This is a genomic window from Streptomyces sp. NPDC005262 (genome assembly GCF_042872425.1).
In the GTDB taxonomy this organism is placed as follows: Bacteria; Actinomycetota; Actinomycetes; order Streptomycetales; family Streptomycetaceae; genus Streptomyces.
In genome coordinates this window covers 15,431-39,939 of the sequence record NZ_JBIAKK010000010.1, presented here as the reverse complement: position 1 = coordinate 39,939, position 24,509 = coordinate 15,431, and the positions used below count along the sequence as shown (strand labels likewise).

General features: G+C 69.6%; 15 protein-coding genes. 6 read left to right on the top strand and 9 right to left on the bottom strand.

Annotated elements, in window-relative coordinates; translation table 11 throughout:
- The first annotated feature begins 38 nt into the window (after positions 1 to 38).
- Positions 39 to 2,216: a CDP-glycerol glycerophosphotransferase family protein gene (locus ACFYP5_RS23720; RefSeq protein WP_389039376.1), complete on the top strand. Its 2,178-nt coding sequence runs from the start codon at positions 39 to 41 to the stop codon at positions 2,214 to 2,216.
- A 70-nt stretch (positions 2,217 to 2,286) separates the two neighbouring features.
- Here the strand turns inward: ACFYP5_RS23720 and ACFYP5_RS23715 are convergent, their stop codons facing one another.
- From ACFYP5_RS23715 to ACFYP5_RS23695, 5 genes are all read right to left on the bottom strand, one after another.
- On the bottom strand, positions 2,287 to 2,661 hold the full coding sequence (locus ACFYP5_RS23715; protein ID WP_030922887.1) for a hypothetical protein: 375 nt from the start codon (positions 2,659 to 2,661) through the stop codon (positions 2,287 to 2,289).
- 79 nt (positions 2,662 to 2,740) lie between these two features.
- A complete protein-coding gene (locus ACFYP5_RS23710; RefSeq protein WP_389039373.1) occupies positions 2,741 to 4,258 on the bottom strand; it encodes a methyltransferase domain-containing protein in 1,518 nt (505 codons plus the stop codon).
- Positions 4,259 to 4,287: 29 nt separating this feature from the next.
- Complete coding sequence (locus tag ACFYP5_RS23705; RefSeq protein WP_389039370.1) at positions 4,288 to 5,529, bottom strand: glycosyltransferase family 39 protein; 1,242 nt, start codon at positions 5,527 to 5,529, stop codon at positions 4,288 to 4,290.
- Positions 5,530 to 5,766: 237 nt separating this feature from the next.
- Positions 5,767 to 9,333, bottom strand: a complete 3,567-nt coding sequence (locus ACFYP5_RS23700; RefSeq protein ID WP_389039871.1) for a CDP-glycerol glycerophosphotransferase family protein — start codon at positions 9,331 to 9,333, stop codon at positions 5,767 to 5,769.
- 361 nt (positions 9,334 to 9,694) lie between these two features.
- Positions 9,695 to 10,303: a TetR/AcrR family transcriptional regulator gene (locus tag ACFYP5_RS23695; protein WP_389039367.1), complete on the bottom strand. Its 609-nt coding sequence runs from the start codon at positions 10,301 to 10,303 to the stop codon at positions 9,695 to 9,697.
- 130 nt (positions 10,304 to 10,433) lie between these two features.
- Between ACFYP5_RS23695 and ACFYP5_RS23690 the strand changes: the two genes are divergently transcribed.
- Both ACFYP5_RS23690 and ACFYP5_RS23685 read left to right on the top strand, forming a co-directional pair.
- Positions 10,434 to 11,384 (top strand): ABC transporter permease, encoded by a 951-nt coding sequence (locus tag ACFYP5_RS23690; protein ID WP_389039364.1) that lies wholly within the window; start codon positions 10,434 to 10,436, stop codon positions 11,382 to 11,384.
- Between the two features lie 4 nt (positions 11,385 to 11,388).
- Positions 11,389 to 12,165, top strand: coding sequence for an ABC transporter ATP-binding protein (locus ACFYP5_RS23685; protein WP_389039868.1), 777 nt, complete (start codon positions 11,389 to 11,391; stop codon positions 12,163 to 12,165).
- Positions 12,166 to 12,446: 281 nt separating this feature from the next.
- Here the strand turns inward: ACFYP5_RS23685 and ACFYP5_RS23680 are convergent, their stop codons facing one another.
- Positions 12,447 to 17,477, bottom strand: a complete 5,031-nt coding sequence (locus ACFYP5_RS23680) for an NAD-glutamate dehydrogenase (RefSeq protein ID WP_389039361.1) — start codon at positions 17,475 to 17,477, stop codon at positions 12,447 to 12,449.
- A gap of 382 nt (positions 17,478 to 17,859) precedes the next feature.
- Between ACFYP5_RS23680 and ACFYP5_RS23675 the strand changes: the two genes are divergently transcribed.
- Positions 17,860 to 18,426 (top strand): DJ-1/PfpI family protein, encoded by a 567-nt coding sequence (locus ACFYP5_RS23675; RefSeq protein WP_389039359.1) that lies wholly within the window; start codon positions 17,860 to 17,862, stop codon positions 18,424 to 18,426.
- 227 nt (positions 18,427 to 18,653) lie between these two features.
- On the opposite strand, the gene ACFYP5_RS23670 is transcribed toward ACFYP5_RS23675, so the two are convergent.
- Together ACFYP5_RS23670 and ACFYP5_RS23665 are read right to left on the bottom strand one after the other, a co-directional pair.
- The gene (locus ACFYP5_RS23670) at positions 18,654 to 19,325 is read right to left on the bottom strand and encodes an HAD family hydrolase (RefSeq protein WP_389039356.1); all 672 of its coding nucleotides are present in this window, start codon (positions 19,323 to 19,325) and stop codon (positions 18,654 to 18,656) included.
- 58 nt (positions 19,326 to 19,383) lie between these two features.
- Positions 19,384 to 19,890: a DUF6912 family protein gene (locus tag ACFYP5_RS23665; protein WP_030922857.1), complete on the bottom strand. Its 507-nt coding sequence runs from the start codon at positions 19,888 to 19,890 to the stop codon at positions 19,384 to 19,386.
- 285 nt (positions 19,891 to 20,175) lie between these two features.
- Here ACFYP5_RS23665 and ACFYP5_RS23660 point away from each other — a divergent pair, with 285 nt between their 5' ends.
- Positions 20,176 to 20,631: an Rv3235 family protein gene (locus ACFYP5_RS23660; protein WP_389039353.1), complete on the top strand. Its 456-nt coding sequence runs from the start codon at positions 20,176 to 20,178 to the stop codon at positions 20,629 to 20,631.
- 140 nt (positions 20,632 to 20,771) lie between these two features.
- On the opposite strand, the gene secA is transcribed toward ACFYP5_RS23660, so the two are convergent.
- On the bottom strand, positions 20,772 to 23,597 hold the full coding sequence (secA, locus tag ACFYP5_RS23655) for a preprotein translocase subunit SecA (RefSeq protein WP_389039350.1): 2,826 nt from the start codon (positions 23,595 to 23,597) through the stop codon (positions 20,772 to 20,774).
- A 239-nt stretch (positions 23,598 to 23,836) separates the two neighbouring features.
- Here secA and ACFYP5_RS23650 point away from each other — a divergent pair, with 239 nt between their 5' ends.
- On the top strand, positions 23,837 to 24,487 hold the full coding sequence (locus ACFYP5_RS23650) for a GNAT family N-acetyltransferase (protein ID WP_389039347.1): 651 nt from the start codon (positions 23,837 to 23,839) through the stop codon (positions 24,485 to 24,487).
- Positions 24,488 to 24,509 lie beyond the last annotated feature (22 nt).

Here is a 24,509-nt window from a genome sequence, read left to right as displayed (position 1 = left end):
CTGCGCCCACGGGCGCCAGTGACCGAGAAAGAGCGTGTATGCCCCGGCTGAGTGTCATCATCCCCGTCCGTCGCGCCCGAGGACATCTGCGCGAGTGCCTGGAGTCGGTGCTCTCGCAGTCGTTCACGGATATCGAAGTGATCGGCGTCGACGACGGGGCACCGGACGGCTCGGGCCTGCTGCTGGACGAGTTCGCCGCCCGGGACGACCGGGTGCAGGCCATCCACCTCCCGGTGGGCGAGGGCGTGGGACCCGCCGGGCGGCGCAACGCCGGGGCCGAGCGGGCCGTCGGGAACCATCTGCTCTTCCTGGAGGGGAACTTCATCCTGCTGCCGGGTGCGCTGAAGGCCGTCGCCGACGCGCTGAACGCGGCGGGCGACCCGGAACTGCTGCTGTTCGGCCATCACAAACGGACGTTCCGCGGCAGGCCGCGGCCGACCCGGTCGCTGGAACTGCTGCACGAACTGCCCGCGGGTCCCCTCACCCTCGCCGACCATCCCGAGCTCCTCGACATCGCGCAGGTCTCCTGGAACCGGGCCGTACGCCGCACCCTCCACGAGTCCGAGAAGCTGGCCTTCGGCCCCGGAACGCACGGCGAGCGGATGTACGCGCTCCAGACGCTGGCCGCCGCCGAATCCGTCGCCGTCCTGCCGGTCGCCTGCGTCGAGCACCGCCAGCAGCGCTATCTGCCGGAACTCGCCGACGAGTCGGAGCCGACCGACGGCACGACACCGCTCCAGCTCGTCGAGGCCTACGCGGGGCTGATGACGTTCCTCCGGGACCGGCCGGCCCTCCATCCGCTGCGGGCGCTGCTCTTCGAGCGGGCCGCCCAGGAGCTCCTGGCCGGATACCCGTCGGTGGAGCGACGGCGCAGGCGGTACGTGCGGTCCGTGGCCGCGTTCCACCGCACGCACCGGCCCGAGGGGCACCGGTTCCCGGGCGGCGCCAGGGGGCTGCGGCCACAGCTGATCGGCGGCGGCCGGTTCGCCGCACTGGGCGCCCTCGACATCGCGCTCGCCCTGCGCCGGACGATGCGCTCCGTGCCCGCCGCGCTCCGGGCGCGTGCGAAGCGCACGCTTTCCGCGCGCTACTACTGGTGGCAGCGCAGGCGTCCGCTGGACCGCGGGCTCGCCGTCTACGCCGCTTACTGGAACCGCGGGGTCAGCTGCAACCCGGAGGCGATCTTCCGCAAGGCCCAGGAGCTGGCCCCGCAGGTCCGCGGGGTGTGGGTGGTTTCGAAGAACCAGGTGGACACGGTGCCGCCCGGCATCGACCACGTGGTGCCGGGGACCCGCCGCTACTGGGCCACGCTGGCCCGTGCCACGTACTTCATCAACAACGTCAACTTCCCTGACCACCTGGTCAAACGCCCCGGTCAGATCCATGTGATGACCCACCACGGCACCCCGCTGAAGATCATGGGTCTGGACCAGCAGGACTATCCGGCGGCGGCGCAGGGGCTGAATTTCGACCGGCTGCTGCAGCGCGTCGACCGGTGGGACTGGAGCATCTCCGCCAACCCGCACTCCACGGAGGTGTGGGCCCGCGCCTACCCGAGCGCCGCGCGCTCGCTCGAGACGGGCTACCCGCGCAATGACGTCTTCACCACGGCGACGGCCGGGCAGATCGCTGAGATCCGGGCCGGGCTGGGCATCCGCCCCGGTCAGCGGAGCGTGCTCTACGCGCCGACCCACCGCGACTACGAGGCGTCGTTCACCAGCAGGATCGATCTTGAACAGCTCGCCGAAGCACTCGGCCCCGACACCGTGATCATGGTCCGGGCGCACTACTTCTACGACGGTGCAGGGCTGCCGGACCGTCCGTCGATCGTCGATGTCTGCGACCATCCGCGGATCGAGGAGCTGTGTCTGGCGGCCGACGCGCTGGTGACGGACTACTCGTCGGTGATGTTCGACTACGCCGCTCTGGACCGGCCCATCGTGGTGCACGCCCCGGACTGGGAGATGTACCGCACGGTGCGCGGGGTCTGCTTCGACCTGCTGTCCGGGGAACCGGGAGACACCCCGGGGGCCGTCTCCACGAGCACGGACGAGCTGGCCCGGATCTTCCTCGACGGCAGCTGGAACAGCCCGGAGAACGAGGCACTGCGGGCCGCGTTCCGGGCGAGGTTCTGTCCGTACGACGACGGGCGAGCGGCGGAACGGGTGGTCCGGGCAGTGCTGCTGGGGGAGGAAGGGGCAGCCGGCGGGCGTTAGTCCTCAATCGCCGGACGGGCTCGTTCCTGCCGCCCGGCGATTGATCGCGCACCCGTTCCCGGGACACGTCTCAGCGTTGCTGGCCCGCCATGACCGTGACGAGGCCGATGACCACGAGCAGCGAGCCGCCCCAGGTCCACATCGAGGTCCGCTCGTGCAGCACCGTCGATCCGGCCAGCACGATCAGCAGATAGCCGAGCGCGTTGAACGGGTACGCGATGCTCAGCGGCACCTTGGCGAGCGTCGCCATCCAGGCGAGCGCGGACACCGCGAAGACGAGGAGCCCGAGGACGACCCACGGGCTGGTCGCCGCGCGCATCGCCAGGGATCCGCCCTCACGCCCGACGGTCGCCGCGGCGCCCTTCATCCCGTGCTTGAGCATGATCTGGCCCCCCGCCGACGCGAACACGGCGAACAGCAGCAGCGTCAGACTGGGCAGGGTCAAGGTCTTGCTCCTGACGGGGGCGGCGGGCACCGGCTCGGGGGCACGTGCGGAGTCGGACACCGAGGCGGCGGTGGCCGTCTCAGACTCCGACCCGGCCGGCAGGGACGTACTGTCGGTTGAGGATGTCCTGTACATCGACGTGCTCTCCAGCGATGATCGTCTCGGCCGCATGCGGGGTGAGCAGTGCGACGTGCTGATAGCCGAACAGCGTCGGCCGGACCCTGGTCAGCAGCTTCGACAGGCCGCCGAGGGTCGTGGCGAGCGGTCCGCGACCGCCGAGCAGCGACCAGAACGGCGCCCCGGTGGACGCGATGTCGAGGACGTCGTAGCCGGCGTTCCGGACGGTGCGGCGCAGGCTGGCCCGGGTGAAGAAGCGCAGATGCGTCTCGTCGAGGATGCCGCGCCTGTCGTAGTCGAAGACTCCGAGCGCGACCCGCAGGCGTGAGTACCAGTGACTGAAATTCGGTACGGACAGCAGCACATGGCCGCCCGGCCGGAGCACGGTCGCGGCCTCGGAGAGTACGCGTTCGGGACGGGAGAGGTGCTCGATGACATCGCCGGCGACCACATAGTCGAAGTCGGCGCCGATCTCGTCGGGCAGCCCCTCCTCCAGGTCGGCGAGGTGGAAGTGCGTGCACTTCTCGCGGACGCCCGGGACCTCGATGTAGTCGACGCCGGTCACTTCGTGGCCGAGCGCCTCCAGACGCTGCGCGAACAGACCGCCGGAGCAGCCGAGGTCGAGTACGCGACCGGGCGGCAGAGCTCGCATCTTCTCCAGGATGACGGCGTGCGAGGAGCCGTCGCCCTCCTTGAAGGCGTACTCCACGGGCTTGGGGATCCAGGCGCAGGTGCCGAACCCCTTGATGGCGAGGCGGTATTCGAGGACGTCCTTGACGACGTCCTTCGCGTACTTCAAGCCGTTGACGTAACAGATCTCGTCGCCGTAGTACGTCGGGACGGGGATCTCCTTGATCCGCATCCCTTCGTTGAGCAACTGGACGATGATCTGGGTGTCGAAGTCGAACGCGTCGGTGTTCCGGGCGATGGAAAGTTTCTTGAGGGCCGCGACGCTGTAGGCGCGGTAGCCGGAGTGGAATTCGGTGAGCTTCGAGCCGAGGAGCCGGTTCTCCAGGCGGGTGAGAATGCGATTTCCGAGCCACTTGTACATCGGCATGCCGCCCTTGAGGGCGCTGCCGGACTTCATCATCCGCGAACCGAACACGGCTTCGCATTCACCGCGCTCGATCGGCGCAACCATATCGGGCAGCAGTTCGGGGGCGTACTGTCCGTCGCCGTGCAGCAGCACGATGATGTCCAGTCCGTGTTCGGCGGCCAGCGCGTATCCGGCCTTCTGGTTTCCGCCGTATCCGAGATTCTTGGTGTGCCGCATCACGACGGTCCGCGGCATTCCTTCCGCCAGCGACCAGCGGCATCCTGCGGTGAAGGTCGCATCATGGCTCGCGTCGTCGAGAATGAGGATCTCGGAGACCCGGGACCGGAAATCCTCCGGAATCCGGTCGAGGGTCTTCTCCAGCGTCGTCTCGGCGTTGTACGCGACCACCAGGATGCCGATCCTGGGGCTCGTGCTTTCCTTCACGGGACGTTCTCCAGTGTGCTCGGGTGTGGTCAGTTGACGGCGGAACCGAACGGATGCGAAGTGCGGGGCGCAGAGACCGATGCCGGTTCGGCGGGGGACGCCGGGGGCCCGTCCGGCGGGGCGGCGAGGATCCTGCGGACGCCTCTGACCAGGCAGACCGCGAGCACGAACCAGCCGGCAGTGCCCAGTTGCAGCACCGTCTCGCTCCAGCGCACGGGGGAGCGTCCCTGGTAGCCGAGGATGGCCGTCCAGCCGAGCAGGCAGCTGTACGCCAGCCCTTCCCAGAACCCGATGACGAACATCGCGGCGGCCGCCCAGGTCAGGTACTGCAGGCCGGACGCGGTGGAGAGCAGCAGCAGGAGGCCCGATGTCACGGCGACGACAACGGGCAGCTGCCCGGGCCGCACCCAGGCCAGCCAGACACCGACGGCCACACAGATCAGCACGAAGAGGAAGTGGCCGTCGCCGCGGATGAAGGCGATGAAGGACTCCGGCAGGCCGAGCACATCGGCGAACCGAACGAGGCCCCAGAGGCGGTAGCCGCCCCCCGTGTACTCCAGGACGTTCTCGTTGAGGTTCCCCGGCACGGTCACCAGCACGGGTCCCCAGACGAGCGCGACCAGCACAGTGAACCCCGCGGTGAAGCGGACGAACACCGGCCGGCCGGCCCGCAGCGCGACGACGAAGAGCGCCGGGATCACCACGACCGGGACGAACTTGACGCTGATCGACAGCGCGGCGGCCACCCCGGCGGCCAGCGGCGACCTCCGGTCGGCCAGTAGATACGCGGCGGCGAAGGCGAAAGCGATGGCGACCGCGTCGGTGTTGCCGTGGTAGCCCGAGGTGGCGATCAGCACAGGGCTGAGGGCCACGCCGATCCCGCAGGCGACCGCGGTGCGCAGACTGCGACGCCGCCGGACAATTTCGAACACGATGAGTGTGCAGAAGAAGTCGGCGATCGAAGCAGGTGATCGGATCAACGTTCCGAACGGAATTCCGACTTCAGCGAGTTCGTTCAGCCCGAGGAGCATCCAGCCGGCCAGCGGCGGATGATTGTAGACGGGCAGGCCCGGCAGTGGGTGCTCATAAATACGAACGGGACCGTAAACGGCGACGGCCTTGGCGAAACCCTTGAAGAAGCGCACATCGGCGGGGCCCGACGTGTTCGCCGCGATCAGCATTCTGACCAGCAGCCCTATGGCTGCGGCGACGAACACGACAGCTCTTGCGCGCCGCACGCTCCAGGCGTCGCACCACGTTCGGATACCCATGAAAACGAACGTAGCAACCCGCGGCCGCTATCCAGTGCACCGATCAACATACTTAAGCGAACGAGTGAATCGCTCCCCGCCCATCTGCACGTACACCGGACGGTGCGAATCACTCGAACGGTTCGCTCATCCCCCATTGCGCGGGCACTACCGGTCGTTCACCACCGCTTCACCCGGAGTCCGGTTCCGGTCCCCACGGGCACAGGCGCGGGGACCGGAACTGGAGTCCGGGGTGGACTACCGGGGGTCGGGCTGCAGCATCCGGTCGACCACCCGCTGCGCCGCATGCCCGTCGTCGAGGTCACAGAAGTCCCGGCGAAACGCCTCGTACGCCTGCGCGTGTCCCGCGGTGGCCCGGACCGGGTCGCGCAGCGCCTCGACGAGATCCGCCGAGTCCGGGATCAGCGGACCCGGGGCGCGGTTCTCGAAGTCGAAGCAGAAGCCGCGCAGGGTGTCACGGTAGAGAGCGAGATCGTACGTGTGGAACAGCATCGGGCGGCCGGTCTGGGCGAAATCGAACATCAGCGAGGAGTAGTCGGTGACGAGTGCGTCGCTGATCAGCATCAGCTCGCCGACGTCCCCATAGCGCGAGACGTCCCGCACGAAGCCGCTGCCGGTGTCCGGGAGCCGGTCGGTGACCAGGTAGTGGCGCCGCACCAGCAGCACGGTGTCGGAGGCGAGTTCGCGTTCGGCGGCGGCCAGGTCGAGCTGGAGGTCGAGAGCGTATCTGCCGCCGCCCTGCGGCCGGTCCTCACGCCATGTCGGCGCGTACAGCACGACCCGCTTGCCCGCGGGGATCCCCAGCCGCTCCCGTACCGCGGCGGCCACCTTGGTGCGGTCCGAGGCGTGGAAGAGGTCGTTGCGGGGATAGCCACACTCCAGCATCTCCCCCCGATAGCCGAAGGAGCGCCGCAGGACGGGGGTGGAGAAGCTGTTCGGGGAGACCAGGACGCTCCACTGGCCGGCGCGCTGTTCGATGGTGGCGATGTAGGCGGCATTGGCCTGCGCCGTGCCCGCGAGGTCGAGGCCGATGCGCTTGAGCGGCGTGCCGTGCCAGGTCTGGACGACGGTCTGGCCGTCGCGCCGTTCGAACCATTCGGGCAGCTGGGTGTTGGTGACGATGTGGCGGCTGCGGGCCAGCGCCTCGTGCCAGGCGGCGGAGCCGTGGACGACGGCGGTGGCACCCGCGGGGATCCGGGCCTGCTGATCGCGTACCACCCACAGGTGCTCGAACGCGGTGGTACGGGCGGCCAGTTCCTCGTAGATCGCGCGCGGCGAGTCGGAGTACTGGCGGCCGTCGAAGCTGCTGTGCAGGACGGTGTCGCGCAGGGGGGCGGTGCGCCGTCCGGCGTACGCCTCGCGCAGCAGCCGCTTGCCACGGGCGCCACGCTCCGCCGGAGTGAGCATGGACGCGGCGTTGACGAGCAGCTGGTCGTGGTAGCGCCGCTCGATGACATAGGTACGGCCTGCGAGCGTACGGGCGGCGGGAAGGGTGCGGTGGGCGGCGGCCGGGATGCGCAGCGGCATATCGCCCGTGTCGTCGGCTGAGCCCTTCGGGCGGAGGAAGAAGTACCAGTGGCCCTCCCCCAGCGGCAGCGGGCCGCCGGGCGCTTCGACGGCGTCGGGCCGCAGCTCGGCCCGGAACCGCCGGGCCTGCGCGGGCCCGGAGAACACCACCGGGAAGACGGCCTCCTCGTGATGACCGCTGTGCCGGGCCACCAGCTCGACGGGCCGGTCGGGGTCGGCGGGGAAGGTGCCCTCCAGGAGCAGCAGCCCGTCCTCCGTCCAGCTCGCCAGCTCGCAGGCGGGCTGCACGGGCCGGTCGCTGATCAGCAGATTGCCCCGGGAGCTGGCGGTGAGCGCGAGCTCACGCGGCTCGTCGCCGCCCGCTTCCGGTGCGGGCGAACCGATCGGGTAGCGGCCCGGCGGAACGGGCCCCGGCACGTCGACCGGTGTCCTGCGGCCGTCCGGTCCGACCAGATGCAGGCTGTACGCGACGGAGGCCGCCTCCGTCGTCGGCCGTGCGTCGGTGACCGCTGCGAGCGGGATCGCGGCGGTGAAGCGACGCCAGCCCGACGCCGACGGCACGGCGCCCTCGTGCACGGTGGCGGGGAAGTCGAGGGAGGTGCCGGAGGGACGGTGGGTGAGACCGAGGCGGAGCGGCCCCTTGCCGAGACGGTCGCGGATCATGCCACTGATCACCACGGTGGCGGTCCCGTCGCCCGCGTCGCCCGCCCGGTGCGTCTCGAACCGGGCGTCGATCCGCTCCGCGTGCACCACCAGCTTGCCGCTCTCGAAGACGGGGACGATGCGGTGGTCGCCGTCCGGCCGGTGCACGGGCGGCGCCGCCGCGGCCACGTCGGTGGAGACGTCGGAGCGGCGCAGCATCCCGTGTCCGGCGATACCGACTTCGAGGCGCCAGGTGAGCCGTTCGGTGTCACCGTCGGCGGAGATCCGGAGCCGGGCCGGGTCGATGACCGTCTCGAAGCCGGACCGGTCGTAGTCGTGCAGGCTCTGCCGGGAGCGGGCGGTGGCCTCCGGCTCGTCGACCGTACGCAGCCGCAGCGGCACCACGTGCCGGCGCCCGGCCCGCAGCCAGCCGGCCCGGAACTCGCTGTGCCACGAGTCGGCGGGCAGGTTGCGGATGTACGCGTACCCCCTGAGGTGCAGCTTGCCGCCCTGCCAGTGCGCCTCGCGCAGCCGGGCGGTGAGCGGCAGGTCCCGGTCACCGACCCGTAGCACCGAGCGCGGTACCGGCCCGGTGAGGGCCGGGTACGAGGCGATGTGGCGCCGCACGCCCCGTACCTCGAAGGCACCCGGTTCGGCCTTGTCGTGGGCGAGCAGCTCCAGGAGTTCGCCGGTGCGCCGTTCGCGTACGAGATGCCACATCAGCCGTAGCCGCAGCGGCAGCCCGTCGAGGACGGCCGGGTCGACCTGGTCGGTGAACTCGTTGGCGTACGTGAGGAAGGCCCGGCGGTACTCGTCGTCCCCGTCGGGCAGCGCCTCCATGAAGTACCAGAGGTCGTTGGCGAGGACATGCGCCTCGTATCGGCGTTTGTCGGCGGCGCTGCGGTGCTCTTCGAGGAAGGTGGAGACGCCCAGTACGTGCGAGGCCCGGTCCCGGATGCCGCGGACGACGGCGCGGCGGGTGGTGATCGAGCCGGCCCGGTCGCGCCAGTGGTAGACGGCGTCCTTGACGACGTCGACGGAGCGGGCCAGGAAGTGGGCGGGGAGGACGACGGGGATGTCCTCGTACAGGGTGCCGACCGGGAAGGCGAAGGCGTGTTCGTCCCAGAAGGACCGTCGGAAGACCTTGTTGCAGGCGATCCGGTCGGCGGCGAGGTCCCAGTCGCGGGAGATGTGGGTGCGCAGCCGGGTGGTCGCCATGGGCTTTCGGAAGTTGGGCGACTGCTGGAGCTTGCCGGAGGCCCGCAGCCGGAGCACGTTGCCGGATGCGATGTCCGATCCCGTCTCGTCGAGCGCGCCGACGAGGAGTTCATACGCCCGGGGCGGCACGATGTCGTCGCTGTCGACGAAGGCGACGTAGCGGCTGTCCGGGTCGCAGTTGCGGACCCCGCTGTTGCGGGCGTGCCCGAGGCCGCCGTTCTTCTGGCTCACCAGCCGGAACCGGCTGTCCTGTTCGGCGAAGGCAGCGGCCAGGGCGGCGCTGCCGTCGGTGGACCCGTCGTCGACCATCACCACCTCCAGGTCGTCCATGGTCTGCTCCGCGAGGGACTTCAGGCAGTCCGTCAGATAGAGCTCCACGTTGTACACGGGGACGACGACACTGAGCCGTGGCGGCATGTTGAGCACGTCCGTTCATCGGGGGCCTGGTTGTCCGTATGGCTCAACCGCGTGAACGGCCGGGGGTCACCGGTTACGGCCTCGAACGAGTGACATCGCGAGCCGTTCAGGAACACCATCGCACCACGCGGTCGGCGACGTGGCCGCCATGGTGCGGACGGAAGGGCTCCCGGACACGCCCCGGGGGCCCGGCCGCCCGCTGTGACCTCCGCTCCCCGGTCGGCAGACCCCAGCAGCTCGCCCCCGGTGGAGGCGTCAGCTCCGGGGGTGTCGCCGGGGTGCGGGGCCGGGCAGCAGGCCGCGTACGCGCCGTGCCGGCCCGGTGGGCGGACCGGTCCCGACGCAGCCGATGGCCAGGCGGTCAGTTCTTCTTGAGGGCGGCGACGGCCGATTCGGCCAGATCGTCCAGATAGCCCTTGGGCAGATCGCCGCGGACCACGGCGAGCCGCCAGTAGAGCGGGCCGACGATCAGATCCAGGGCGCGGTCCGGGTCACTGTCGTCAGGCAGCTCACCGCGGGCGACGGCGTCCCGGACGACCACGGCGGCGATGCCCTGCTGCGGGTCCAGCAGGGCCGACTTGATCGTGTCGGAGATCTCCGGGTTGCGCGCCGCCTCGACCAGCAGGTCCGGGATGACCTGCGAGGCGACCGGGTGGCGCAGCGCATAGGCGGCCAACTGGAGCACGGCGCGGACATCCCCGTACAGCGAGCCGGTGGCCGGCGCCGGCATGCCCTGGACCGCGACGGCGGAGACCAGGTCGAGGACGAGGGCCAGCTTGGACTTCCAGCGGCGGTAGACGGCGGTCTTCCCGACGCCCGCGCGCCGGGCGATGCCCTCGATCGACATCCGGGCGAAGCCGACCGCCGCCAGCTCCTCGAAGACGGCGCTGCGGATGGCATCGGTCACGTCCTCGCGCAGCACTGCGGCTCCGGCGGGGACGCGACGGCGGGTTCCCGGGTCGGTGGTCATGACCCGAATGATAGTCCGTAACGACGAAACGGTTGCGTTGCGACGTGGTCACGTCCTACTCTCGGCGTTGCGACGATACGGTTCCGTTCCGGCGTTCGCGATGGTTCCTGTCCTCCCGTCGAAAGCGATCGTGGTGAGCCAGACAACAGCCCCGCCGACCACCCCGCCGGTGACCGACGCAGCCCCCACCCCCCTCCTCCCGGTCTACGAGCCGGGTGAGCTCGCCGCGCTCGCGGCCCGGCACGGGCTGACCGTGAGCGGGGCACGGCCGACGCTCGGCGCGTACGTCCGGCAGCTGTGGGGCCGCCGGCACTTCATCACGGCGTTCGCCACCGCCAAGCTCACCGCCCAGTACAGCCAGGCGAAGCTCGGCCAGATCTGGCAGATCATGACCCCGCTGCTCAACGCGACGGTCTACTACTTCATCTTCGGCGTCCTGCTGCACCAGAAGAAGAACGTCGAGGACTTCGTTCCGTTCCTCATCACGGGCGTGTTCATCTGGACCTTCACCGCCAGCTCGATCACCGCGGGCACCCGCGCGATCAGCGGGAACCTCGGCCTCGTCCGGGCGCTGCACTTCCCGCGCGCATCCCTGCCCGTCGCACTGGCGCTGCAGCAGCTCCAGCAGCTGCTGTTCTCACTGGGCGCGCTGGTCCTGATCCTGGTCGCGTTCGGGCAGTTCCCCCAGCCGTCGTGGCTGCTGGCGATCCCGGCGCTGCTCCTGCAGGCCGTCTTCAACACCGGGCTCTCGATGGTCGTGGCGCGGCTGGCCGCCCGGACCCCGGACATCTCGCAGCTGACGCCGTTCGTCCTGCGCACCTGGATGTACACGTCGGGCGTCATGTTCAGCCTCGACGAACACCTGAAGGGGGACACGGTTCCGCACCTCGTGAAGGTGGCGCTGGAGTGCAATCCGGCCGCCGTCTTCATCGACCTGATGCGGTTCGCACTCATCGACAGCTTCAGCGGGGCGCAGCTGCCCCCGCATGTGTGGGCCGTCGCCACGGGCTGGGCGCTCGTGTGCGGAGTGGGCGGCTTCGTGTACTTCTGGAAGGCCGAGGAGCTGTACGGACGTGGCTGAGAACATGACCGGCAACAACGGGCGGGTACCCACCGTCGTCGTCGACGACGTCCACATCACCTACAAGGTCAACGGCGCGCGCACCGGAAAGGGCAGCGCCACCTCGGCCCTCAGCCGGATCGCCTCCCGGCGGCAGGCCCCCGGCGTGCGCGAGGTGCATGCCGTGAAGGGCGTCAGCTTCGCCGCGTACAAGGGCGAGGCGATCGGCCTGATCGGTTCCAACGGCTCGGGGAAGTCGACGCTGCTGAAGGCGATCGCCGGTCTGCTCCCGCCGTCGAAGGGCCAGGTGCACACCGAGGGGCAGCCGTCGCTGCTCGGCGTGAACGCCGCGCTGATGAGCGATCTGACCGGCGAGCGGAACGTCATCCTCGGTGGGCTGGCGATGGGCATGACGCGCGACGAGATCCGCGAGCGCTACCAGGCGATCGTCGACTTCTCCGGCATCAACGAGAAGGGCGACTTCATCACGCTGCCGATGCGTACGTACTCGTCGGGCATGGGAGCCAGGCTCCGGTTCTCCATCGCCGCCGCCAAGAGCCATGACGTTCTGCTGATCGACGAGGCACTGTCCACGGGCGACGCCAAGTTCCAGCGGCGCAGCAAGGAGCGGATCATCGAGCTGCGCAAGGCGGCGGGCACGGTGTTCCTGGTCAGCCACAGCAACAAGTCGATCACCGAGACATGTGACCGGGCGCTGTGGCTGGAGGCGGGGACGCTGCGGATGGACGGCCCGGCGAAGGAAGTCGTCGCCGCGTACGAGAAGTTCACCACCAAGAAGTGAGGTCCGCCGCCGGGAAGTAGGGCCGGGGGCGGCGCGGTCACCTCACGGGCCTGCTCCCCCACAGCCGCAGCAGCCCGCTCCCGGGGTCGCCGCACGCCGGCCAGAGCGCCCCTCCGTGCCCAGCGGGCGGGCGGCACCCGTGACCGGTGCGGGAATCAAGCCGGTCCGGCGATCGAGGACACACGCACCGCCGGACGGTCGGGCATCCCATTCAGCCCCGTCCGGCGTTCGAGGGGGGAGCGGCCGCCGGACGCCCCGGCAGCCGCTCCCCCCTCAGACCACTACGCGTGCGTACGCAGCAACGTCCGCATGGTCCGCATGGCCACCGACAGGTTCGCCAGATCGAACGAGTCCGAACTCCGGATCTCCTCCAGCGTGGTGCGCGAACGCGTCAGGATCGCCGCGTTCTTGTCCTCCCAGGCCGCAAACCGTTCCTCCGGCGTCGACGTCCCGTTGCCCGCACTCAGCACATCCCCGGTGAGCGCGGCATGCGCGGCGTACAGGTCCTCGCGGATGGAGGCGCGGGCCATGGACTGCCAGCGGTCGTTCCGCGGCAGTTCGATGATCCGGTCCATCAGCTGGGAGACGCCCAGCCGGTCGGCGAGGTCGTAGTAGACCTCGGCGACGGCAAGGGGGTCCTTGCCGATGCGCTCGGCGATCGCCACGATGTCGAGCGCCGGGAAGGCGGACGAGAATCCCGCGACGCGCTGCGCCAGCTCGTCCGGGACGCCCGCCTCGGTGAGCTCGTCCAGGATCGCCTGGTACCACTCCTGGTCGGCGCCCTTCAGCATCTTGGGCAGTTCGGCCCAGACCTGGTCGACGCCGTCCTTGAAGAAGCCGATCGTCTCGGCGATCTCCAGCGGCTGCGGCCGGTTGCCGAGCAGCCAACGCGAACCGCGCTCGACGAGCCGGCGCGAGTGCAGCCGGATCCGGGTCTGCACATCGGCGGAGACCTTGTTGTCGAGCGCCTCGACGGCGTCCCACACCTGGCCGAGGCCGAAGATCTCGCGGGCCGCGGCCTGGGCCCGCACGATCTCCTCGATCGACGCGCCGGTCTCCTCCCGCAGCCGGTGCAGGAAGGTCGAACCACCGGTGTTCACCGTGTCGTTGACCAGCACCGTGGTGATGATCTCGCGGCGCAGCGCGTGCCCGTCGACCGCCTCGGGGAACTGCGCGCGCAGCTGTGTCGGGAAGTAGGCGTACAGCAGCTTCTGCAGGTACGGGTCGTCCGGCAGGCTGGTCTTGATCAGCTCGTCGGACGCGGTGATCTTGGTGTAGGCGATCAGCACGGCGAGCTCGGGCTGGCTGAGCCCCTTGCCGCCGTTCAGCAGCTCGCGGATCTGCCGGTCGCTGGGCAGGAACTCCAGCGCCCGGTCGAGGTGTCCGTCGCGGCCGAGACGGCGCATGAAGCGCTGCTGGGCGTGGAGCAGAGAGGCGGACTGGGCGACGGAATTGGCGAGCGCGGTGTTCTGGGCGTAGTTGTTGCGCAGCACCAGACGGCCGATCTCGTCGGTCATCTCGGCAAGCAGCTTGTTGCGCTGCTTGACGGTCATGTCGCCGTCCCGGACCAGGCCGTTGAGCAGGATCTTGATGTTCACCTCGTGGTCGGAGGTGTCCACACCGGCGCTGTTGTCGATCGCGTCGGTGTTGATCCGGCCGCCGCCCCGGGCGAATTCGATCCGGCCGAGCTGGGTGGCACCGAGGTTGCCGCCCTCGCCGACGACCTTGGCCCGCAGGTCCTCGCCGTTGACGCGGATCGCGTCGTTGGCCTTGTCGCCGACGTCCGCGTTCGACTCGGTGGACGACTTGATGTACGTACCGATGCCGCCGTTCCACACCAGGTCGACGCGGGCCTTGAGGATGGTCTTCATCAGGTCGGCAGGCGTCATCTTGGTGACACCCGACTCGATGCCGAGCGCCTCGCGGACGTGCGCGTTGACCGGGATCGACTTCGCGGTACGGGGGTGGATGCCACCGCCCGCGGAGAGCAGTTCCTTGTTGTAGTCGGCCCAGGAGCTGCGCGGCAGGTCGAAGAGCCGGCGCCGTTCGGCGTACGAGGTGGCGGCGTCCGGGGTCGGGTCGAGGAAGATGTGCCGGTGGTCGAAGGCTGCGACGAGCCGGATGTGCTCGGACAGCAGCATGCCGTTGCCGAACACGTCACCGGACATGTCGCCGACGCCGACGACCGTGAAGTCCTCGGTCTGGGTGTCGTGGCCGAGCTCGCGGAAGTGCCGCTTGACGGACTCCCAGGCACCGCGGGCGGTGATGCCCATGCCCTTGTGGTCGTATCCGGCGGAGCCACCGGAGGCGAACGCGTCGCCGAGCCAGAAGCCGTACGAGACGGCCACCTCGTTGGCGATGTCGGAGAAGCTCGCGGTGCCCTTGTCCGCGGCGACGACGAGATAGGTGTCGTCCTCGTCGTGCCGGACGACGCCGACGGGCGGCACGACCTCGCCGGCCACCAGGTTGTCGGTGATGTCGAGCAGCGCCGAGACGAACGTCCGGTACGCGGCGATGCCCTCGGCCATCCACGCGTCGCGGTCGGCTGCCGGATCCGGCAGCTGCTTGGCGACGAAGCCACCCTTGGCGCCGACCGGCACGATGACGGTGTTCTTCACCATCTGTGCCTTGACCAGGCCGAGGATCTCCGTACGGAAGTCCTCCCGCCGGTCCGACCAGCGCAGGCCACCGCGGGCGACCTTGCCGAAGCGCAGGTGGACGCCCTCGACACGCGGCGAGTACACCCAGATCTCGAACGCCGGGCGGGGCGCCGGCAGATCCGGGATGGCCTGCGGGTCGAACTTCATCGAGACGTAGGAATGCGGCTTGCCGCTCTTCGCCTGCTGGAAGAAGTTGGTGCGCAGGGTGGCCTTGATGACGGTGAGGAAGGATCGCAGGATCCGGTCCTCGTCGAGCGAGGCGACCTGGTCGAGTGCCCCGTCGAGCTCTTCGAGGAGACCGTCGATCAGCTCCGTGCCGGCGCTCTGCCGGCCCGGTGACATCCGGGCCTCGAAGAGGGAGACCAGTAGACGGGTGGTGTGGACGTTGTTACGGAGGGTGTCCTCCATGTAGTCCTGGCTGAAGGTCGAACCGGCCTGCCGCAGGTACTTCGCGTAGGCGCGCAGCACCATCGCCTGCCGCCAGTTCAGACCTGCGCCGAGCACCAGGGAGTTGAAGCCGTCGTTCTCGGCCTCACCGGTCCACACCGCGGCGAACGCGTCCTGGAAGCGGTCGCGGGCATCGTCGGCGAGGTAGTTGCCACTGCCGTTGACCTGCGGCATCCGCAGACCGAAGTCGTAGATCCAGGCGTGCGTACGGTCGGCGCAGCGCAGCTCGTAGGGACGCTCGTCGACGACCTCTACACCGAGCCGCTGGAGCGCCGGGAGGACGGCGGAGAGGGAGACCTGCTCGCCGGTCCGGTAGATCTTGAAGCGGCGCTCGCCCGGGGCGGCGCCGACCGGCTCGTACAGGCTGAGCGCGAAATCCTTCTCGTCCTGCTTGAGCGCTTCGAGGTGGACCAGGTCGGCGACGGCGGAGCGCGGCGAGTGGTCGGCCTTGTAGCCCTCGGGGAACGAGTGACCGTATCGCCGCAGCAGCTCGGCGGCACGCTCCTCGCCGCACTCGGCGTTCAGCGCCTCCTGGAAGCCGTCGGCCCAGGAGCGGGCGGCCTCGACGAGACGGGCCTCGATGCGGTCCTTCTCGGCATCGGTGAGGTCGGGCAGCTCGGTGCCGGGTGCGACACGGACGACGAAGTGCAGCCGGGACAGGATCGACTCGGTGTTCCAGGCGGTGAAGTCGACGCTGGTGCCGCCGAGCTCCTCCTTCAGGATGTCGATCAGCCGGAGCCGCACGCCGGTGGTGTAGCGGTCACGCGGCAGGTAGACGATCGCGGAGTAGTAGCGCCCGTACTCGTCCTGGCGCAGGTACAGCCGCAGCCGGCGCCGCTCCTGGAGGTAGAGCACGGAGGTGACGACGGAGCGCAGCTGGTCGACGGGCGTCTGGAAGAGCTCGTCGCGCGGGTACGTCTCCAGGATCTGCAGCAGGTCGCGGCCGTCGTGGCTGTGGGGCGAGAAGCCCGCGCCCTCCAGCACCTCGGCGACCTTGCGGCGGATGACGGGCACCCGGCGCACGGACTCGGTGTAGGCGGCGGACGAGAACAGTCCGAGGAAGCGGCGCTCACCGATGACATTGCCGTCGGCGTCGAACTTCTTCACCCCGACGTAATCGAGGTAGCTGGGACGGTGCACGGTCGACCGGCTGTTCGCCTTGGTCAGGATGAGCAGCTTGCGCTCGCGGGCCTTGGCGCGGGCGTCGGCGGGCAGCCGGTCGAAGGACGGGCTGACCGGGTGTGCCTCGTCCTCGCTGTGGTGCGGGTCGGAGCGCAGGATGCCGAGGCCGGTGCCGGGGACGGCAGCCAGTGCGTCGGTCTCCCTCAGTTCGTACTCGCGGTAGCCGAGGAAGGTGAAGTGGTCGGCGGCGAGCCAGCGCAGCAGCTCCCGCGCCTCGTTCACCTCTTCGTCGGCGAGGGCGTCGAGCGGCTCACCGGGCAGGTCGTCGGCGATGCGCAGCGCGGCGTCACGCATCTTCTCCCAGTCCTCGACGGTCTCCCGTACGTCGGACAGCACCCGGAGCAGGTTCTCGGAGATCTGCTTGAGGTCGGAGCGGTCGGTCTCGCGGTCGATCTCGACGTGGATCCAGGACTCGACGACCGCGTCGTGCGGCAGCGCGGTCCCGGTCGCCTTGGTCCCGTCGGCGCCCTTGCGGGCCTGCGGGGCCGCCGAGAGGCCGTTGCCCTCGGCGAGGACCTCGATGAGCTTGCCGGTGACATCGCGGCGGACGACGATCTGCGGGTGGATCACGACATGGATGCCGCGCCCCTGCCGGGACAGCTCGTTGGTGACGGAGTCGACCAGGAACGGCATGTCGTCCGTGACGACCTCGACCACGGAGTGGCTGGACGTCCAGCCGTTCTCCTCGACGGTCGGGGTGTGCACCCGGACGTTCGCGGTGCCCTGCGGGCGGTTCTCCGCGAGCCGGTAGTGGGAGGAAGCGGCGCCGAAGACATCGACCGGGTCGCGGCCCGCGATGTCCTCCGGAGCGGTGTGCAGGTAGTAGCGCTGGAGGTAGGAGAGCAGCACATCCTGGCCGGGACGCTCGTCCTGCCCGGCACCGGTGCCCTCGGCCCCGGTGCCTGCAACCTGCACCCGGGTGGTACCGCCCGGGCCGCCGACACCACCCCCCGGGCCGTTGTCAGCTACCTTGGCGGCCCGTGCGAGCAGCTCGGCCTTGGCTTCGTCCAGCTTGGTCTGCATGTCCTCTGGCTCCTGTCGCGCGCCGTTGCGTGACGTAGGTGAAAAAGGCGACGTACCGCCACGACACGGGGTTTCCGGTCTGAGACGACGCTATGCCGCTATGAAAGATGCCCGGGACCTTATTGGCCATTTTTGGCAGAGGGTCCGGGCTGAGGGGATCAGTCATGGCCCGGGCACGTTGGCACTCCGGGCGCAGGCCGGGGGCTTCGCTGCCCCCGAGGCATATCGCGCTGATCACGGGGTCCAGGCTATCTCGCCGGTACCCGGAACCGTCATGAGCCGTATGTGTACAAAAGATGGTCCCGAACTTTGACACTCTGGACAGCGCGCAACGGACAGATGCAGGCTTATGGGAGACCGTCCGCGCGAGGGGAGCCGCACCATGGCACCGAAGGTCCTGATCGTCACCGGCGACGCCGCCGAGTCCCTGGAGGTCCTCTACCCGTACCAGCGGCTGCGCGAGGAGGGGTACGACGTCCACATCGCGGCCCCCGCCCGCAAGACTCTCCGCTTCGTGATCCACGACTTCGAGCCCGGCTTCGACACGTACACCGAGAAGCCCGGCTACACCTGGCCGGCCGACCTGGCGTTCTCCGAGGTGGACGCCGGTGACTACGTCGCCCTGGTCATCCCCGGCGGACGCGCCCCCGAGTACCTGCGCAACGACGCCGAGCTCCGCAAGATCCTCAAGGCCTTCTTCGACACGGACAAGCCGGTGGCCCAGATCTGCCACGGCCCCCTGCTGACGGCGGCGATCGGCGAGCTGGGCGGCCGCCGCGTCACGGCCTATCCCGCACTGGAACTCGACATGCAGGCGGCAGGCGCCAGCTTCGAGGACCACGAAGCGGTGGTCGACGGCAACCTGATCTCGTCCCGCGCCTGGCCGGACCACTCGGCCTGGATGCGCGAATTCCTGAAGGTCCTGCGCACCACGGCCCCGGCGGTCTAAGGGCTGTCCCGCAATCCCTGGCGGGCGCACGACGACAGCTACGGCACCTCGCTGCGTTGTCGGAACGCCCGGATACGTCCAGTATGAGGACGCCCCTCCGCCTTGCGATGCACCGCATCTGACGCCGCGCGCCGATCCACCAGGGATTTCGGGACAGCCCTTGGGCCCCTCCCTCACGGATCATTCCGGGCCTTTTCGGATCATTTCCGGCCCGGCGGTCCCGCCGCTCAGACGGCCATCTGCTCGGCGAGCGCCACAGCCTCGTCCAGACTGTCCACCACCGGCACCCCGGCCGCCTCCAGGCTGCTCCGGCTGTGCGACCCCCCGGTGTAGAGCACCGCGCGCGCACCGACATGGGCCGCGGCCACCGCGTCGTCCACCGCGTCACCGATCACCACCGTGCGCTCGGGAGACACCCCGTCCATCGCGGCGAGATGCCGCTCCATGTGCTGCGCCTTGCTGCCGCCGGACGGCCCGGTGCGGCCGTCGACCCGGGTGAAGTGCCGCTCGATCCCGTATCCCCGCACCACCGGAACCAGCTGCTCGTGGACGTACATGCTGAGCAGCGACTGGCTACGGCCGGCCAGCTGCCACTGGGCGAGCAGTTCCTCGGCACCCGCGGTGAGACCGCAGACGACCCGCTGCTCCGTGTAGTACCGGTGGAAGCTCCCGTCCATCCGCTCCCACTCGGCCTCGGTGGGCAGTCGGCCCATCAGCCGCTCGTAGAAGCGCGGGATAGGGATGCAGTACATCTCGCGGTACTGCTCGAGCGTGATCGGCTCCAGGCCGACCTCGGCGAACGCGGCGTTCGTCGCGCCGATGACCGCTGTGTTGTCGTCGAGCAGTGTGCCGTTCCAGTCCCAGACCAGATGCGTGCGGTGCTTACCGTTCGTCCCCATGGAATGAAAATACCCGCCGGGTACGACAACGGGTCCGCGCCCTCGGCGTCCGCGCCCGTCAGCCGATCAGGTTCGGAATCTCCTGCACCCCGAACCAGAGCAGCTCATGGTCCTCCGCACCGTCCACGACGAACTGCGCGTCGTCGTCGCCGAGGTCCGCTGCGCCGAGCACCGACGCGGCCGCCGCCACGTCCTTCTCCGCGTCGTCCGCGTCGACATGCACCGCGGCCGCCTTCGCCAGCGCCACCGCGGAAGCGATGCGCACCTCGCCGAGCGACGAGGGGTCCAGACTGTGGTCGGGGTCGGCTACCGCTTGCCCGTCCGGGACGTCGACGGCGACGACCGCTCGCCTGCGCACCGCACCGGGGTCCCCGGCGATCAGGCGCAGCGAAGCGGCCGCGGCCCGGTTGAGCGCCGCGTACTCCAGCTCCTCGATGTCGTCGGAGACGTACCACTCACGCAGCGCGGGAGTCACCGCGTACGCGGTGAGCGGACCGGGGCCGATTTCGCCCGCCCGGTGCGCCGCTGCGAGACCGGAGAGGGTCAGGGGGACGTACACGCGCATGGCTGGCCGCTTTCGTAGTCGGAGACGCCCTCAGGATACGTGCGCGTCCCCCTTCGGGGTTACGAGTACGGCCGCCGGCCCGTCCACCCGGCAACCGCCCGTCACCCTCCCCACGCCTTCCCAGAGCCTTGCGGCACCGGGCCCGCCACCCGGATAGGTGAACTTCACGCACCGCGCCACGCGACCCCTCGTCGCTTGCGGCCGCGTCCGCCGCCCCCGTAGAAGATCCACAGCAGAAGTTACCGCCCGGTATCAGCCGGGCTCGGATCACGGGGGCGATCAACGATGAGCATGAACAGGACCCGGCCCGCCGGACGCCACGACCGGCGCAGGCCCGAGACCGTACCGTCGCAGCGCCGGACACCTCAGCGGGTGCTGCGCCCGCACCACTGGTTCGCGGAGCGCCTCCTGGCGGTCCTCAGCGGCCACCGCCCGGTGCACTGGATGCTCGGCCACACAATCGGCGAGGCGTACGACCAGCTCGCCGAACTGGCCCCGGCCACCCCGCTGAGGGCCCGCGGCGCCCGCCCGGTGGTACGCCAGTGCCACGGTGCGCAACCCGCCCCGGGCGTGGTGGAGGCCTGCGCGAGCATCGCGGCGGGCGAACAGGTACGGGCAATGGCATTCCGCCTGGAGCAGGGCCCCGACCTCCGCTGGCGCTGCGCCGCGGTGGAACTCGGCATCCCCGCCCCGCCCACCGAATCAAACCCGTCCACCACCCCGGGGCCGCCCGGCGATTGAGACAAGGCGCCCCGGCGCCCCGGCACCCCCGCCCCGCCCCACACACACGGCTGGGGCCGGACACCTCTCGGTGCCCGGCCCCAGCCGCCCTGCTACACAGACCCACGTCAAAGAGCCGCGGGCGCCGCAGCAACCGCAAACTACTTCTTGCGGCGCCGCCCGCCACCACCGTTCTTCTGCGCCTTGCGCCGCTCCGCCCTGGTCAGCCCGTCCGACTCCGACACCACTCCACCGTCACCGTTGGAGAAGTCGCCCTCGACGACGCCGCCCTCCCCGTCCACCGTGGGAGCGGAGAAGTGCAGCCGGTCGGGACGCTGCGGAGCGTCCAGCCCCTTGGCGCGGATCTCCGGACGCGCCCCGGCCGGAACCGTGGCGTCCTCCTTGGACAGCGACGGCCGCTCGGCCGCGTCCTGCACCGGAACTTCCTCGACCTGCTGCTCGACCTGGACCTCCAGGTTGAACAGGTAGCCGACGGACTCTTCCTTGATGCCCTCCATCATGGCGTTGAACATGTCGAAGCCCTCGCGCTGGTACTCGACCAGCGGGTCCTTCTGCGCCATGGCCCGCAGGCCGATGCCCTCCTGGAGGTAGTCCATCTCGTAGAGGTGCTCACGCCACTTGCGGTCCAGGACGGACAGCACCACGCGTCGCTCGAGCTCACGCATGATGTCCGAGCCGAGCTGCTTCTCACGCTCGTCGTACTGCTCGTGGATGTCGTCCTTGATGGACTCGCCGATGAACTCGGCGGTGATCCCCGCCCGGTCCCCGGCAGCGTCCTCGAGCTCGTCGACGGTGACCTTCACCGGGTAGAGCTGCTTGAACGCACCCCACAGCCGGTCGAGGTCCCACTCCTCGGCGAAGCCCTCGGCGGTCTCCTGCCGGATGTAGTCGTCGATGGTGTCGTCCATGAAGTGACGGATCTGCTCCTGCAGGTCCTCACCCTCGAGGACGCGACGGCGCTCGCCATAGATGACCTCACGCTGCCGGTTGAGCACCTCGTCGTACTTCAGGACGTTCTTACGCGTCTCGAAGTTCTGCTGCTCGACCTGCGACTGCGCGGACGCGATGGCCCGCGTCACCATCTTGTTCTCGATCGGCACGTCGTCCGGCACATTCGCCATCGACATGACGCGCTCGACCATCTGCGCCTTGAACAGCCGCATCAGGTCGTCACCCAGCGACAGGTAGAAGCGGGACTCGCCCGGGTCGCCCTGACGGCCGGAACGACCGCGCAGCTGGTTGTCGATACGCCGCGACTCGTGCCGCTCGGTACCGAGCACGTACAGCCCGCCGAGCTCCTTGACCTCTTCGAACTCCGCCCTCACGGCCTGCTCGGCCCTGGCCAGCGCGGCGGGCAGCGCGGCCGCCCACTCCTCGACGTGCTCGACGGGGTCGAGGCCGCGCTGGCGCAGCTCCGCCTCGGCGAGGTCGTCGGGGTTGCCGCCGAGCTTGATGTCCGTACCGCGGCCGGCCATGTTCGTCGCGACCGTGACGGCGCCCTTGCGGCCGGCCTGGGCGACGATCGTCGCCTCACGGTCGTGCTGCTTGGCGTTGAGGACCTCGTGCTGCACACCGCGCTTGGAGAGCTGCTGCGAGAGGTACTCGGACTTCTCGACCGAGGTGGTGCCGACCAGGATCGGCTGGCCCTTCTCGTGCTTCTCGGCGATGTCGTCGACGACCGCGGCGAACTTCGCGACCTCGGTCCGGTAGATCAGGTCGGACTGGTCCTGCCGGACCATCGGCCGGTTCGTCGGGATCGGCACGACGCCCAGCTTGTAGATCTGGTGGAACTCGGCGGCCTCGGTCATCGCCGTACCGGTCATACCGGAGAGCTTGCCGTAGAGGCGGAAGAAGTTCTGCAGGGTGATCGTGGCGAGAGTCTGGTTCTCGTCCTTGATGTCCACCCCTTCCTTCGCCTCGATCGCCTGGTGCATGCCCTCGTTGTAGCGGCGGCCGGCGAGGATACGGCCGGTGTGCTCGTCGACGATCATGACTTCGCCGTCGATGACGACGTAGTCCTTGTCCTTCTTGAAGAGCTCCTTGGCCTTGATGGCGTTGTTGAGGTACCCGACGAGAGGGGTGTTCACCGACTCGTAGAGGTTCTCGATGCCGAGCCAGTCCTCGACCTTCGCGACACCGGGCTCATGGATGGCGACGGTCCGCTTCTTCTCGTCGACCTCGTAGTCGCCGGTCTCCTCGATGCCCTTGAGCGGGTTGCCGGCCTCGCCCTTGGTCAGACGCGTGACCAGCTTGGCGAAGTCGCCGTACCACTTGGTGGCCTGGTCGGCCGGACCGGAGATGATCAGCGGGGTACGGGCCTCGTCGACGAGGATCGAGTCGACCTCGTCGACCACGGCGAAGTTGTGGCCCCGCTGGACGAGCTCGTCCGCGGACCACGCCATGTTGTCGCGGAGGTAGTCGAAGCCGAACTCGTTGTTCGTGCCGTACGTGATGTCGCAGCGGTACTGCTCGCGGCGCTGGGCCGGCGTCATGTTGGCCAGGATGCATCCGACGGTCAGGCCCAGGAACTTGTGGACCCGGCCCATCATTTCGGAGTCTCGTTCGGCCAGATAGTCATTGACCGTGATCAGGTGCACGCCCTTGCCGGAGAGCGCGTTGAGATACGCGGGCAGGGTGCCGACGAGGGTCTTGCCCTCACCGGTCTTCATCTCGGCGACATAGCCGAGGTGCAGGGCAGCGCCGCCCATCATCTGGACGTCGTAATGGCGCTGTCCGAGGACACGCTTCGCGGCCTCTCGGACCGTTGCGAATGCCTCGGGAAGCAGGTCGTCCAGGCTCTCGCCGTCCGCGTACCGTTCCTTGTACTCGTCGGTGAGCGCCCGCAGCTCGGCGTCGGAGAGGTTGACGAAGTCCTCTTCGATGGAGCTGACCTGGTCCGCGATGCGGTGCAGTTTGCGCAGGATCTTGCCTTCGCCTGCACGCATGAGCTTGTTGAAGACGGACACTGAGGCTGGTCTCCTTGCCGGTCGGGCCTGGCACTGGGTCGTGTTATGGACGCTGGCGCGGGCACGGCAGGTGGGCCCCACCGCAACGGCCATCGTAAGCGAGGACCCCGCCGCGCCGGGAGGGCTGCCGCCGCGTTGCCCCCACTGGGCCCCTTCGAGTCAACGGACGGAGGGCCCCGAAGGTGCCGGGAACCCCGAAAAGTGTTCGCTTCACTGTCGGCGCCCACCAGAATCCGTACATGGAGCCGATCACTCTCACCACCGAGCGTCTGCTGCTGCGGCCCTTCCACGGGGGTGACGCGGAAGAGGTGCACGCCGCCTGCCAGGACCCGGACATCCAGCGCTGGACGGTCGTCCCCTCCCCGTACACCCACGCCGACGCGGAACTCTTCACCCGAAAGCTGTCCCCCGGCGGCTGGCAGGACGACTCGATGTACAACTTCGCGGTGGTTCTGCGCGACGGCGGGGCCGTGACAGGCGCGCTCGGCATCAACCGCCGCAACCTGCACGGCACGTACGAGGTGGGGTTCTGGACCGCGAAGGAGCACCGCGGTCTCGGTTACATGACGGAGGCGGTACGGGCCGCGGCCCGCTGGACCTTCACCTCGCTCGGCGGGGACCGGCTGGAGTGGCGGGCCGAGGTGGGCAACGAGCCCTCGCGGGCCGTGGCGCGGCGAGCGGGCTTCCGCATGGAGGGCGAGCAGCGGTCGGGGCTGCTGAACAAAGGGGTGCGGCGGGACATCTGGGTCGGCGCGCTGCTCCCTTCCGACCTCGGTCTGCCGGGCGCCCACCCGTATCTCCCGGCCACGCCCCCCACCGCCGGTCCCTCGGCCGCCCTCCCCTCCGGTGCGGTCCCCGGTCTCCCCACGGGTCTGTCCGGTGCACCGTGAACGGATGTCAGTGGCGCCCTCT

What these genes read in the sequence shown, in the direction of transcription:
- ACFYP5_RS23720 (WP_389039376.1), top strand. Translation starts at nt 39, where the DNA reads ATGCCCCGGCTGAGTGTCATCATCCCCGTCCGTCGCGCCCGAGGACAT.
- ACFYP5_RS23700 (WP_389039871.1), bottom strand. Translation starts at nt 9,333, where the DNA reads ATGCCGCCACGGCTCAGTGTCGTCGTCCCCGTGTACAACGTGGAGCTC.
- ACFYP5_RS23665 (WP_030922857.1), bottom strand. Translation starts at nt 19,890, where the DNA reads ATGCGCGTGTACGTCCCCCTGACCCTCTCCGGTCTCGCAGCGGCGCAC.
- ACFYP5_RS23680 (WP_389039361.1), bottom strand. Translation starts at nt 17,477, where the DNA reads ATGCAGACCAAGCTGGACGAAGCCAAGGCCGAGCTGCTCGCACGGGCC.
- ACFYP5_RS23670 (WP_389039356.1), bottom strand. Translation starts at nt 19,325, where the DNA reads ATGGGGACGAACGGTAAGCACCGCACGCATCTGGTCTGGGACTGGAAC.
- ACFYP5_RS23675 (WP_389039359.1), top strand. Translation starts at nt 17,860, where the DNA reads ATGGCACCGAAGGTCCTGATCGTCACCGGCGACGCCGCCGAGTCCCTG.
- ACFYP5_RS23695 (WP_389039367.1), bottom strand. Translation starts at nt 10,303, where the DNA reads ATGACCACCGACCCGGGAACCCGCCGTCGCGTCCCCGCCGGAGCCGCA.
- ACFYP5_RS23650 (WP_389039347.1), top strand. Translation starts at nt 23,837, where the DNA reads ATGGAGCCGATCACTCTCACCACCGAGCGTCTGCTGCTGCGGCCCTTC.
- ACFYP5_RS23685 (WP_389039868.1), top strand. Translation starts at nt 11,389, where the DNA reads ATGACCGGCAACAACGGGCGGGTACCCACCGTCGTCGTCGACGACGTC.
- ACFYP5_RS23660 (WP_389039353.1), top strand. Translation starts at nt 20,176, where the DNA reads ATGAGCATGAACAGGACCCGGCCCGCCGGACGCCACGACCGGCGCAGG.
- ACFYP5_RS23705 (WP_389039370.1), bottom strand. Translation starts at nt 5,529, where the DNA reads ATGGGTATCCGAACGTGGTGCGACGCCTGGAGCGTGCGGCGCGCAAGA.